The organism is Agrobacterium sp. Azo12 (assembly GCF_029193765.2).
Lineage (GTDB): Bacteria > Pseudomonadota > Alphaproteobacteria > Rhizobiales > Rhizobiaceae > Agrobacterium.
Window position 1 is genome coordinate 194145 of sequence record NZ_JARFYO020000003.1, and the last position, 13081, is coordinate 207225.

Sequence of the window (13081 nt, forward strand, 5' to 3'; positions counted from 1 at the left end):
AAGTGGCGCTGATCAGGCTTTGGCTGCCACCGGAAGCCGGAACGGTGAGCCCAGGCGGTTAAAGGCGTTCATCGCGGCGATCGTAATCGTCAGATCGACAAGATTCTTTGGTTCGAAGGCGGCTGCAGCGCCCGCATAAGCCTCGTCGGATGCGTGGGTCTGGCTGACGTTCGTCCCTTCCTCCGCCCAGGCGAGAGCGACGCATTCCTGGTTGTTGAACAGATGAGGCACCTCGTCCCAGACCGACACAAGGGTGATCTTGTCGACCGACATCGTCTTGCGGAGATCACGACTGTGCATGTCGATGCAGTGGGCGCAGCCGTTGATCTGCGACACGCGCAGGAAAACCAGGTGGATCCCGCGATCATCTGAGTTCATTCGATAGTGATGAGGCACCAGCCTATGATCTGGTAAAAAGGGGTTATGCCGAAACAGGTACATCAGCAACCTGTAACGGAATGGTCGCATCTGTTTCGCGTATTTTTCACCAAAATATTACAAACATCTAAAATGTATGCCGACGACGATAGCAGCTCGACTAAAATGAATTTTAAGTGTGGCTGACTGATCTAATGGCTGGTTTTAACGAGCTCTGTCTGTGCTCACGAAAACAGGCTTTCCCATAGGCCGCACTAGGGGACGTTTGTCGCGTTTTCCGCAAGTCGGCCATGGCCAGACGTGGTTTCAGCAATCGCATATCATGTCATAACGGCCTGTTTTGATAGGATATTCAGTTGCTTGCCCCCGTATACGGGATTTTACCGACCCTGAAAGATCCAAGGGCAACAGCAAGACCCCGAGAACGGAAAAGAATCTTCAGTATGCGGGTTTATACGTCTCAGCTTACAAATCACGCAATCGCTAACGAATATCAAAAATAATGCGTCGGGACCGGGAACATTTTCCGGGACGGGTGGTTAGGTACGCTGTTCTAAAACAGCAGTCCAAATCGCATCACCGGTTTTCTCTTTATCCGAATAGGTTGAACACAATGACTGACGCCAAAAATGACTGGATTAGCGCCCGAGCCTATGCTCTTTGGGAACTAGATGGGCAAGCACACGGCAAGGATGTCCAGCACTGGCAACAGGCCGCGGCGGAATACGAGCGCCGCGCCAGAACCCGCGCATCGGTTGATGGTGCTGACGTGAAACTGATGCGCGCGAAGTCGAAAAACGAATCAAAAGGGGTAACGGGTGGCCGAAAGCTAAAAGCCTCGCTGGTCAGTAAGGAGGCAGTACAGCCGGTCGTGCGGGCTGAAATTTAAAGCCGTGTTAACAGACGAGTGCCCGGTTGGTAAGCAGCCGGGCGTGCCCCATTTTCAAAACCTGTTTCATTGTGCGCATGAAAAGTCCAAGCGTTTCGTCGGCTGATGGCCAGGATGCGGATTTCAACGACCGGAATGCAGTCCATTGAGACAAGATGAACGACACTGGCCGGGATCCGTTTGGGCCGCGATCGTTGACTATGTTAATCGGTGACACTTGTTTGCACGGCTTGCGCGTCTTGTCTGTGCGGCGATTTTCGTTTCGCCTTTACACAATGGCAGTTGCGTCGTGGATCCAATGTCGGCGACCGATAATGGGAAGGCGATCTCTCACTGCATTTCCTCACGACATATATGATCCCATGTCTTACAAGCTGTCGGCGCTGGTCGCGGGTCGACGTGATTAGTTCGATGATGGAGTGCTCCGCTGCCCCCGACAGTCAACAGGCCAGGCGAAATCTCAAAATAAATTACAACCATTGCCCAGCCGCGGTTCGGCGTCAGCTACGTCCGCTGCTATTACAGCACGAGTACATTTGCTTTGAGCGCGGCAGTGACAAATGCTTCGCGCGCGTCATCGCAACGTGCCTGTCTTTTCAACATCCTCATGCAACTCAGCCACGCTGACTCAAACTCGGTTCCCTGTTTGGCAGGCCAACTGTGGGCCAGACACTGCAGCGCATCTTCCGGTCCTCTCACTTGCGCGCTGGAACCCGTTGCTGTTTTAATACGAACTGGAACCGGCCAGACCGGTTTAAAAGTGGTGTCGATAACCATCATCACGTCATTCCTCCAAAAAAGTCCTAACTGCGACAAGCTCAGAGTGTTCCGCAGAGACAATCAACTGCATCACTTTTTGTAGTGTCCAGAGGCACTGTTTAACGGTTCATCCCCTCCGTCATCCTAAACTGACCCTTGCAAATGGGCCGTTCGATGGAACCGTTTCCAGTATTCAAGGTTAGGGATGCTTAAAAGGGAGGAGCGTGGTCATGAGCAATGTCGGCTATAGTATCAGACCGCACGAAAACGGATGGGCTGTCATGCAGGGCGGCTTGATCAAAGGTGTCTATCCAAGCGAGCTCCTGGCAGAAAAGTCCATAGAGGAAGGATCCGACCACGACACGCCAGAAAAGACAGCTAAAAACCGCGCAGTTCCGAAAACTGGCAGGTCCGCACGTACCCCGCCGAGCGACCAACCGGTCGTGTCTGTGCCAGACAACGTATCGTTGCCCTTAAAGGATGAAGTGCAGGAGGTCAGAGTTCCGGCCGACATTTCAGGGCGAGACCTGTCCACCGGAAAGCTCTAGCAAAGCGCGGTCCTAGCCGATACCAAAGCGTGAAGAGGATGAGGCCGTTGGGTTCTGTTTATGGAAGACGGTGAATCCTCCCGCGTTAAGCTGGGTTAATGCTGGCTGCGACGATGGCGAGAGCGCACGACCGTGGCATAAGCGGGAAACCTTCAGTGAAAGCTGACCGACAACGGTTGATCCTGCTAATTCGTTATCAGTCTGGCTGGTGGCTGCGTATTGAGCTCGCGGGTTCTCTCGAGATCAGGCGTTATCTGCTTTGTTTTGAAAAAGCCCGATTGAACGTTCGCCGCCTTTTCCATTCCGCAAAGCGGTTCAACAGAACCGCTGGATGTGAGCAAATTGCTGATCAGACCGCCCTGGACCCCATAGATGGCCCATAAGGCGGCATCTGGCGCGGGCGGCGTCTGGCGGTGATGGCCGTCAGTCCGAATGGAGAAACGAACCAAGCAGGCTTCACCCTCGTTCGCCACTCTTATTGCCCTGCTGAGGCAAGTCGCTTCCCGCCCAAAGAGCAATCAAAGGCATGCCATCGATACACGCGATGTCGAGACGTTCATCGACTTCAACCGGTTTGCCGCTCCAGATACTTCGATAATGCCTGTTTGACAGTTCTCCCGCCAATCTGACGGAGCAGGTGCCTTTTTTATAGAATGAGTTCGCGAACGGTCCGCGGCCGACTTTTTCAAGCACCACCCGGGGCGCTACAATAATGATCACGTTGGTGTTGTCAGCGCGAGCGAAGGCGACATATTCGTCACGATTATCACCGGTTGTCTGCAGCGGGATATATTGTCCGGCTCTGAAAAGTCCGGGCGCCCGCTGTCTTAGCGTGAGTAATGTGCGGGTCACGAACTGCTTGACCAGGCCGCTGTTCCAGTTCTGGTCGTCACTGAAATCAATGCGCTGACCGGACAATAGCACGTGCTGGAGCGCTTCAAAGTCGGGCTGACGTCGGTTATCCGGATCAACCAGGCTGAAGTCGAGACTTTCGCATCCCTGATAGACGTCGGGAATTCCAGGCGCGGTCAGCTTGATCGCGACCTGCGTCAATGAATTGACGAGACCCGCCCGGACAAAGGGTGTAACTGTTGCCACGAAATCCCTAAGGAAAGACTGGTTATCGACGGACAGCAGATTTTTCGAATAGGACAAGACAGCGTCCTCGTAGGGCTTGTTCACCTGGCCCCAGTTGGTCCGCAGCTTTGCTTCTCTCAGGGCTTTTTCCACATAACCGGAAAACCGCTCGTGAAGTCCCTGACGCCCAACTTTGTCCTCTGGCTGCAAATCCGCAGGCCATACGCCGGCGAGTGCCTGATACAACATCCATTCTACGGCCGGTTCAGGGGCAGGCCCGTCTGGCAGGAACCGGACGTGGTCCTGATTGATGACCTGCCATCTTTGAACGGCGCTTTTCCAGGTCTCGGGTGCCTCAAGAAGGGAATATAGTCTGGCTCGGGCATCCTCGCCGCGTTTCGTGTCATGGGTTGATGTACCAGAAAGGCCATCCGGCTGCCGCACAAGGCGCCTTTGCATGTCGGCATGAAAGCGGTGTAGCGAATAGGGTCTGGCTAGAGGCTCGCCGCCCACCTCATTGAGGGCAAGAATGGCGTTGCGCCGGTAAAACAATGTGTCTTCAACCGCCTTGGCCATCAGGGGGCCGGTCAACTGCTGGAAGCGTCTGCGGAATTCCGACGCGTCCGGGTCAGGGGGCGTGCCAACCTTTGTCAAAAGGATCTGCTCGATGAATGTCAAAGCATCTGATTTCGGCGCGTTTGGCATGGATCTGGCACGGGCCAGTACGAGGTCGAGTATTTCCTGGTCCTGATACGCAAAGCCCTGATCGGTGCCGTATGTCCGGTACACCGGAAAGTGGAGAAGAACGGCCCTTATCGCATTCTTAATCGTGTCCGACGAAAACCCGCGGGACTGACGGATACTTATGTTCTGAGCGAGATCGCAAAGAGTGCCTGTCTCGCCCTCGAAGTTGACGTCAATCATTTGTAATCGAGCCAGTTCGAGCTCATTCGTCGCAGCCGATACATGTCCTGCAACCTCATCATAGGATGAGTACATCAAGTCAGCTTTATCAGGAGGCACAAAGACATTGGAAATGGCTTCGATGAACTCGTAGCCGGTCGTGCCGGACACGGGCCACGTCTGCGGGATCTGCTCACCGGTTGCGAGAATTTTCTCGATAGTGATGTAGCAGTCCGGCCCCGCTTTCTTCCGAAGTCGTTCAAGATAACTCGACGGATCCGATAGGCCATCGACATGATCGACGCGCAAGCCATCTACGGCGCCATTTTCCACAAGCTCCAGGATCAGCCGATGCGTTGTCTCAAAGACAGCTTCGTCCTCAACCCGCATTCCGATCAAACCGGTTACCTCAAAAAATCGCCGATATGACAGGTTGCTGGACGCATCGCGCCATGACGTCAATCGATACGGCTGTTGCTCATGCAGTTGACGCAGCCGGTTCTTGTCGGGAGAGGTAACGATGTCGTCGCCTGTATAGGATGAAGAATTAAGAGGGTAAAACGTACCGAGATATTCTATCGAGGGCTGTGCCGTCTCAGGATGCAGTTTGACTTTAAGGTCACCACTTTCGAGGACTTTTTCAAACGTATCGGACAGAAACGGAAGCGTGATCGGCCGGGACCAGTCAACATCGAAAAATCGGGCATATGTGCTTTCCCGACCAAATTCGACTACGTCACGCCACCACTCGTTTTCCATGGACGCAGCCATGTGATTGGGAACGATGTCCAGGATCAGTCCGATATCGTGCTTTCTGAGCACGTCGACCAGACCGTCAAATCCCTTGCGTCCCCCCAGAGACGGATCAATTTCGTTCGGATCGATGATGTCGTAGCCGTGGGTGGAGCCCTGTACAGCCGTGAAGACGGGAGAAGCGTACAGATGGCTGATACCCAGTTGCTTTAAATACGGAACAAGGCAGCTTGCTCGCGCAAACGTCATGCCATTGCGAAACTGGAGGCGATAGGTTGCTGTTGGAACCGTTGCTGTCATGGATGCTCTATCCTCCAGAGAATACCCCATGGCGGCAGCTGCTCATTTGCAACGCCACCAAGGGAGAAAATCGTTTCTGCCTTATCGCTCCTTGTGACGAACGCGCCGGGAGCTGGTGAAAGGTTTGCCATCAAACGGAGCGTCGCTTCACGCGGCAGCTTCCATTCAACGATCACCGTTGTGCCTTCCTGATGCGTTGTTCCAACTCCCTTGATGCCTTGATCGAGAAGAGGAACGATCCACTGTCGCCGGGTCATCAACAAGGACTGATAAAATGCAAGCCACTGGACAGCAGGGTCAGATCCAAGGGCTGCCCAATCCAGTTTTCCCGAGATAAACGTCGACAACGCTGTCGGATCTGGGATGTCCTCGCCCTCGAAGCCGGGAAGACGTGAAAGCTCCTTGCGACGACCCTCGCGAACGATATCGTTCAAGTCTTCGTTGAGATCGCAAAAGAACGGAAAAGGGGTGGAGGCTCCCCATTCTTCTCCCATGAATAACATCGGTATCTGTGGTAGAAGAAGATATATCGCCGTGATGGCTTTGAGAGCCTGCGGATCGGTATAGGTGATCATCCGATCGCCAAAGGCGCGGTTTCCGATCTGATCATGATTCTGGATGAACGAGACAAAAGCGCTCGGTGGAAGGTCGGCAGTTGTCTTGCCGCGCGCCTCGCCCCGATAGGGCATGACCTCTCCCTGGAACACAAACCCTTCCGCGAGCGCTCGGCCAAGACCATTTTGACCAGCAGCGTAGTCCCCGTAATATCCGAATGTTTCATGAGTGGCCGCGACATGAAGTGCATGGTGTAGGTCGTCGTTCCACTGCGCGGTGTAGTGGAGAACATGGCCGTCATGGTCGCGCTCCAGCAACGCGCTGTCGTTGTTTTCGTTTTCAACGATGAGATGCACATGCCGATCGGTCACTGCTTCACGAACACGTCTTGCGATTTCCACCAGAAGGTGCTCTTGCGAGTCGTCGATTATCGCGTGAACCGCGTCAAGTCTCAGGCCGTCGACATTGTACTCTCTGATCCAGTACAACGCGTTTTCAACGATGAACTTCCTGACCATGCCACTGTCGGCGCCGTCGTAATTGAGGCCATTTCCCCACGTCGTTTCGTGACGCTTCGAGAACAGCGGCGCATAAAGTGGAATGTAATTCCCGTCAGATCCGAAGTGATTGTAAACGACATCGAGGAAAACACAGATGCCGCGCTCATGGGCGGCATCAACCAGCGCCATGAGATCCTGCGGCCGTCCGTAACTGCTGTCGGGGGCATAGGGTAAAACGCCGTCGTATCCCCAGTTGTAACCGCCAGGAAAATCAGCGATGGGCATGATCTGGAGAGCGGTCACGCCAATATGCTTGAGGTGATCAAGCCGTTCGATCACCCCTTTGAACGTTCCTTCTTTTGTGTAGGTCCCAACATGAAGCTCATAGAGAACCATCTCTTCCCACCGACGACCGGTCCACTTCTGTCGCTTCCATGCATAGGCGCTAAGATCAGCGACTTCGCTTGGTCCATGAACGTCGTTCGGCTGGTGGCGTGAAGCGGGGTCGGGTACAGCGATCCCGTCGGGCAATATAAACTGGTAGAGGGTGCCGGGCCCCGCACCTTCGACGACAGCTGTAAACCAGCCGTCATCAGCACGGCGCATGTCGTACAAGTGGCGATTGTCGAGCTTTAAACCTATTCTGTCATGAAATGGAGCCCATAGCTGAAATGTAGTACTGTCTTTGCCAATGATGGGACCGAAGCAGGGGGACATGTTGCCTTACTGAGAGGGAATGAATTTACCACTCGCTTAACCCGCATCTGCTCGAACGGTTTCAAACACAATAAAAAAGTACGTCACCGTACGATAGCGGCCCGGGCCGGAACTTCGGCGTGAACGGGTTACCGCTTCAGGGAGGTGAAAGCCCGTATCAACTTTTTGCCCGCTGTCCGGAACGTGTGGGCAGTTCTCTCTATCCCTTGATAGTCGTGAACCCTATGTCTGGCTAAGGCCTGGATGGCAGGCCTGTCGGTGCGACCAAGCCTAACTCTGACGCTTTTACCTGCGAGCGGTCTAATCTTGCCGTCAGCGTTGCAAACGGATGGGAACTGAGACGATTTATCAGTACCGGATAATCGATCTGCTAATTTTCCTCCTATCGGTCGGTGTTTCCGTTGTGGATTTAACATTAAACGTGCGAACGGCGTTGCCCGCTTAATTTGAGCAACGCCGAGTTTTGTACCCGCATGGCCGCGACACTCACTGGGGAATGTTGGCCCATAGTCGGCCGATCGTCGGCTATGTGATTGCGCCCCGACCGCGCAACGGGATCGCCATAAAGGCGACGTCACGGAACCAACTAGCGCCAAGCAGGTTTAGTAATCTGAATGATTAGCGAGCATGATAATGCCCAGGTATTTCTTCCATGTCAGAGATCGCGACGGGCTATCCCTCGATGAGGAGGGTGTGGAACTTGCCAGTGATGACCGGGCCCGAGCTGAGGCCATGCAGGCCGCCAGAGAAATGCTCGCCGAGAAAATCCTGAAAGGTGAGGTCGTCGATGGCGCGAGGTTCGAGGTGATACGAATAGATGGTGTGGTAATTGCGACAATACCCGTGCGCTCAGCCCTGCGTCTGGACTGAGGGAAGGCGCCAACTGCGACATGGATGACGGACGCCAGTTACCGCTGTTGCAATTAACTGGCTTTGACCAGTCAAACGGATCTCACCGGTGCCGGCAGTCGCTCGCGGCTCTCCACATGGTGGTCCCGAGCGTTAGTCAAACTGATTTTAATTCAGACAGGAGAAATATCGTGACAGACGAAAACACCATTACCATCCGGGCACGGTTCAGGACACGTGAGGCGGCCGATCTGGCGGTCGAGCATCTGGTGCAGCAGGTGGGCATTTCGCGCCCAGATGTATTTATCCAGTCGGCCTCCGATCAAAATACAAATGGAACAAGTTCCTCACGTGGCGACGTCGATCGGCTCGACGCGCCGCATGAGGGCGAGATAGAGGTTTCGGCCGACATCGCGGCGAGCCAGATACCGGCAGTTCAGCAGAGCTTCGGTAATGCCGGTGCAATACACGTTACTGGCAAGTAAACACAGCGACGCGCTCGGCGGGTTCTAACAAGTCCTGTGGCGCTGTGATATGTTCCTACTCAGGCGACGTAACGATGCGATCCTGGCAGAACGCTGGCTTCTTCGGCAGCTGTCAAAAACAGCTCGCGAGCTTCTTCCGGTGTCGCTCTTCCATCAAGGGCGGCGCGACATCTGCTGCGCGCCATGGCGTAGGCTGGACCACTGATAGTGGGCCATTCGTCCAAAAGTAAAATTAAAGCCGCAAACGGGCCGTGTACGGTCTGCCTTCCGCTATGGGGCATGTTGACTTGGACCGGGGTATTCCAGGAAAGGGCAGGCATATCATCCTCCATTGCTGCTGCCGCTACCAACACCGCCTCGCCAGGAAAGTTCCTCGTCGTTTGTTCTTCCGGCGCAAATGTACGCTGGCTTACATAGTGACGCCTCACACCCCAGATCCATCGCTGGACAGCACTTGTGCGGGTTATCGTTGTGAGATGGTCCAACTGGAAACCGACACGCTATAGACGGTAGTGTTGCGATCTGGTGGAACAAGGTCGTCTTGCACGACAACAGGAGGCTTCCAGCAGTAGGGTGTCGTGTGCTTCGGCCAAAGTTTCAGGTGAATTCATATCTTCGGTAAAGACAGATTTCATGGCTTGAAATTCACAACATGAAAAACCATCTGATCGCCGTTTTCTGCAACATGGAGATTACCAATGACCACAGGACAGGACGCTCTGCCCGAAAAACATTCATTTGAAGCCGATGTCAGTCGCCTTCTGCATATGATGGTCCATTCTGTCTACTCGGACAGGGATGTCTTCCTGCGCGAACTGATTTCGAATGCCGCAGATGCCTGCGAAAAGCTTCGCTATGAATCAATATTGCAGCCGCAGCTCAATCCTGAGGGCACGCAGCCAGAAATCCTCGTTAAACTCGATGAACAAGCTTCTACGGTAATAGTCGAGGACAACGGCATTGGCATGAGCCACGACGAAATGATCGATGCCCTCGGTACGATTGCCCGCTCGGGGACCAAAGCCTTCATGGAAAGGCTCGAAGCCGCCAAAACCGGGGACAAGGCGCAACTGATCGGTCAGTTTGGGGTGGGTTTCTATTCCTCCTTCATGGTTGCCGAGAGGGTCGATGTCATTTCCCGTCGCGCAGGCGAGGCCGCCGCCTGGAAGTGGTCGTCCGACGGCAAGGGCAGTTACGACATGGTTGCCGTCGATCTTGATCAGGCGCCTGAAAGGGGCACTCGAGTCATCCTGCACCTAATGGAGGATGCGAAGAAGTATACCGGCAAGTGGCCCGTAGAGAAAATCATTCGTGACCAGTCCGGGCATGTACCCATTCCCGTCCGCCTGATTGAAAAGGATGGCGCTGAACCGACGCAAGTCTCTGATGGTGTGGCGCTCTGGACCCGTTCCAGGAGCGAAATTGCCAAACAGGATTACGACGATTTCTATCGTGGTATCTCCGGGGACTATGATGCACCTTTGACAACAGTCCATTTCCACGCCGAGGGCCGCCACGAATATACCACTCTGGCGTTCGTCCCGGGAGCCCAGCCGTTTGATCTGTTCGACCCGGAGCGTAAGGGGCGAATGAAACTCTACGTGAAGCGCGTCTTTATCACGGACGATGCCGAAGTGCTGCCAAGATACCTCAGGTTCGTGCGTGGTATTGTGGATACGTCTGACCTGCCTCTCAATATTTCGCGCGAGACAATCCAGGAAAGTCCGGTCCTGTCGGCAATCCGCAAAGGGGTTACCAACCGGGTCATTGTCGCCTTGGAGAAACTGGCTGAAAACGAGAGCGACACTTTCGCCAAATTCTGGGACCTCTTCGGACCGATTTTAAAGGAAGGGATTTACGAAGACTGGGAACGTCGTGAGCAACTGCTCAAGCTGGCGCGATTCCAAACAACAGCCGTCGACGACGCCACACGCACCATCGGTGACTACGTAGCGGACATGAAGGAAGGGCAGTCATCGATCTACTACATCAACGGGTCCAGTATCGAACAACTGAGGTCTTCGCCACATCTGGAGGGCTTTCGTGCCAAAGGAATTGAAGTGCTGTTGCTGTCGGATCCGGTTGACAGTTTCTGGCCAGGCAACATATCCGAGTTTGAGGGCAAACCTCTCAAGTCTGTCACCCAGGGTCTGGCCGATCTAGACGAAGTTTCTGGCGTGGATGGCACTGGCGCTCCAAAACACGAAGCGCCTGCGAATGTCGCTGCCTTTATCGATCTCGCCCGCAGCGTTCTTGTTGACGAGCTCGCCGACGTGCGGGTATCTGGCCGTTTGACCGAAAGTGCCGTGTGTCTCGTGGCATCTGAGCATGGCCCGGATAGACAGCTTGAAAAAATCCTTCAAGGGGCAGGGCGACTTCAAACCGCGTCAAAGCCGATCCTTGAAATCAATGCGCAAAACGAAGTGGTTCAGCGTATTGCCGGCGTCGAAGACCGGGTATTTCTTGAGGATGCCGCGTGGCTGCTGCTCGATCAGGCCCGCATTCTCGACGGGGACAAACCCTCCGACCCGCGCGCCTTTGCGCAGCGTCAGGCTAGACTGTTTTCTTTGGCGACAGGGTTAAACCAGTAAGCTTTATCCACACCCCGGCCATCATGGCCGGGGTCTTACCGGGCGCACAACCCGCCCTGTATGGGCGCAGAGGAGATGAGGGAACAGCCGACCTTTGTAAAATCTTCTACGAGCGCATTGCCCAAATGGCGCACGGAACGTGGCGGAAGGTCGAAGACCTACCGCCCTACGTAGGGACATGATGCCGGGTGGTCAGGTAACGACGCCGATCTGCCATGGAACAAATTCGTCCTGGCCATAGCCGAAAGCTTCACTTTTAGACGGCTTTCCTGATGCGCAGTCGATGATCATCTGGAAGATCGTCTTACCCAGCTCGTCAATCGTGGCGTCGCCGTCAATGATCGAGCCGCAGTTGATGTCCATATCCTCTTCTTGTCGTTTCCACGTGGCGGTATTGGTCGAAAGCTTGAGGGACGGGGAGGGCATGCAACCGAATGCAGAGCCGCGACCAGTGGTAAAGCAGATCAGGTTGGCCCCCGAAGCGACCTGTCCGGTAGCAGAGATCGGATCAAAGCCGGGCGAATCCATGAACACGAGACCTTTGGTCGTAATCTGTTGGGCATATTCATAGACACCGTTCAGCGGCGTGGTGCCGCCCTTGGCCACGGCACCCAGTGATTTCTCCAGAATGGTCGTGAGGCCGCCCGCCTTGTTGCCGGCGGAAGGATTGTTGTTCATTTCAGCGCCGTTGCGGGCGCAATATTCCTTCCACCACTCCAGACGGCGGACAAGTTTTTCGCCCACGATCTGACTGGAGGCGCGACGCGTCAGAAGGTGTTCTGCGCCATAGACTTCCGGCGTTTCGGAAAGGATGGCGGTGCCGCCGTTCCGGACTAATATATCGACGGCTGCACCTAGTGCCGGATTTGCTGTAATGCCTGAATACCCGTCAGAGCCGCCACACTGCAGACCGACAGTAAGATGCGAAACTGGCAGCGGTTCCCGCTGAACCTCGTTGACAGTGGGAAGGATCGAGCGAATCTTCTCGATACCATGCTGAATGGTTTTGGCGGTCCCGCCGAGCGCCTGAATGGTGAACGCCTGCAGGGTTTCTTTTTCAGAAAGCTCCCGCTCGTCCATGATTGTGGATATCTGGTTCGCCTCGCAGCCAAGACCGACGATCACGACCGCTCCGAAATTCGGATGGACAGCGTAACCGGAAATCGTCCGGCGCACCATCGCCATGCCTTCGCTTGCGACATCGACGCCGCAACCGATGCCATGCGTGAGAGCCACGACGCCATCAACATTGGGAAAATCGGCCAACGCCGATGGATTGATATCGCGACGGAAGTGATCGGCGATGACACGCGCCACGCGCGCCGAACAGTTCACGCTGGTCAAAATGCCAATATAGTTGCGCGTGGCTACGCGTCCGTCCGGGCGCTTGATGCCCATGAAGGTCACAGGTTTTGTTTCGTATTTCACGGGATGGAAATCCTGGCCGATCGCAAAGTCGTGTTCGACCTCCATCATTTCAAGATTATGGACATGAATATGGGCGCCAGCGGGTATATCCGCACTGGCAGCGCCGATGATCTGATTGTATTTCCGGACCGGAGAGCCCGCTTTAATATCGCGCACCGCGATCTTGTGACCTGCGGGCACATCGGTAAGGACAGTGATTCCGTGTTCCGGCAACACTGTGTCGGCGCAGACCGCCTTGGCGGCGATGACGACGTCGTCTTCAGGTCGGAGGCGGATGATTGTTGGTGCAGACATCTCGATTTCCAGTGCCTTTGCGAAATGGGGGCCGGCCTCCGCCAGGAGACCGGCA

The 13081-nt window shown here is 54.8% G+C and carries 10 protein-coding genes and 1 pseudogene; 5 read left to right on the forward strand and 6 right to left on the reverse strand.

Annotated elements, in window-relative coordinates:
* Positions 1-12: 12 nt before the first annotated feature.
* A pseudogene (locus tag PYL13_RS22975) lies at positions 13-360 on the reverse strand (carboxymuconolactone decarboxylase family protein); the annotation flags it as partial.
* Positions 361-991: 631 nt separating this feature from the next.
* Here PYL13_RS22975 and PYL13_RS22980 point away from each other — a divergent pair.
* Positions 992-1267: a DUF2934 domain-containing protein gene (locus tag PYL13_RS22980; protein WP_275642995.1), complete on the forward strand. Its 276-nt coding sequence runs from the start codon at positions 992-994 to the stop codon at positions 1265-1267.
* A gap of 519 nt (positions 1268-1786) precedes the next feature.
* Here the strand turns inward: PYL13_RS22980 and PYL13_RS22985 are convergent.
* Entirely contained in the window at positions 1787-2047 is a 261-nt protein-coding gene (locus PYL13_RS22985; RefSeq protein ID WP_250984728.1) for a DUF982 domain-containing protein, read from the reverse strand.
* Between the two features lie 209 nt (positions 2048-2256).
* Between PYL13_RS22985 and PYL13_RS22990 the strand changes: the two genes are divergently transcribed.
* Positions 2257-2574: a hypothetical protein gene (locus tag PYL13_RS22990; RefSeq protein WP_275642996.1), complete on the forward strand. Its 318-nt coding sequence runs from the start codon at positions 2257-2259 to the stop codon at positions 2572-2574.
* Between the two features lie 456 nt (positions 2575-3030).
* Here the strand turns inward: PYL13_RS22990 and treY are convergent, their stop codons facing one another.
* Positions 3031-5607 (reverse strand): malto-oligosyltrehalose synthase, encoded by a 2577-nt coding sequence (gene treY / locus PYL13_RS22995; RefSeq protein WP_275642997.1) that lies wholly within the window; start codon positions 5605-5607, stop codon positions 3031-3033.
* On the reverse strand, positions 5604-7379 hold the full coding sequence (gene treZ, locus PYL13_RS23000; RefSeq protein WP_275642998.1) for a malto-oligosyltrehalose trehalohydrolase: 1776 nt from the start codon (positions 7377-7379) through the stop codon (positions 5604-5606). Before treZ ends, treY begins: the two co-directional genes overlap by 4 nt.
* A 627-nt stretch (positions 7380-8006) precedes the next feature.
* On the opposite strand from treZ, the gene PYL13_RS23005 reads away from it, so the two are divergent.
* Positions 8007-8249 carry a DUF6894 family protein gene (locus tag PYL13_RS23005; RefSeq protein ID WP_405049481.1) on the forward strand — a complete coding sequence of 81 codons (243 nt, stop codon included), beginning with the start codon at positions 8007-8009 and terminating at the stop codon, positions 8247-8249.
* 170 nt (positions 8250-8419) lie between these two features.
* Positions 8420-8713 carry a hypothetical protein gene (locus tag PYL13_RS23010; protein ID WP_275642999.1) on the forward strand — a complete coding sequence of 98 codons (294 nt, stop codon included), beginning with the start codon at positions 8420-8422 and terminating at the stop codon, positions 8711-8713.
* Between the two features lie 59 nt (positions 8714-8772).
* Here PYL13_RS23010 and PYL13_RS23015 read toward each other — a convergent pair whose 3' ends face one another.
* Positions 8773-9045, reverse strand: a complete 273-nt coding sequence (locus tag PYL13_RS23015; RefSeq protein ID WP_441296691.1) for a DUF982 domain-containing protein — start codon at positions 9043-9045, stop codon at positions 8773-8775.
* Between the two features lie 366 nt (positions 9046-9411).
* Here PYL13_RS23015 and htpG point away from each other — a divergent pair, with 366 nt between their 5' ends.
* The gene (htpG, locus tag PYL13_RS23020) at positions 9412-11304 is read left to right on the forward strand and encodes a molecular chaperone HtpG (RefSeq protein WP_275643001.1); all 1893 of its coding nucleotides are present in this window, start codon (positions 9412-9414) and stop codon (positions 11302-11304) included.
* Positions 11305-11496: 192 nt separating this feature from the next.
* Here the strand turns inward: htpG and PYL13_RS23025 are convergent, their stop codons facing one another.
* Positions 11497-13026 (reverse strand): UxaA family hydrolase, encoded by a 1530-nt coding sequence (locus PYL13_RS23025; protein WP_275643002.1) that lies wholly within the window; start codon positions 13024-13026, stop codon positions 11497-11499.
* Between the last annotated feature and the right edge of the window lie 55 nt (positions 13027-13081).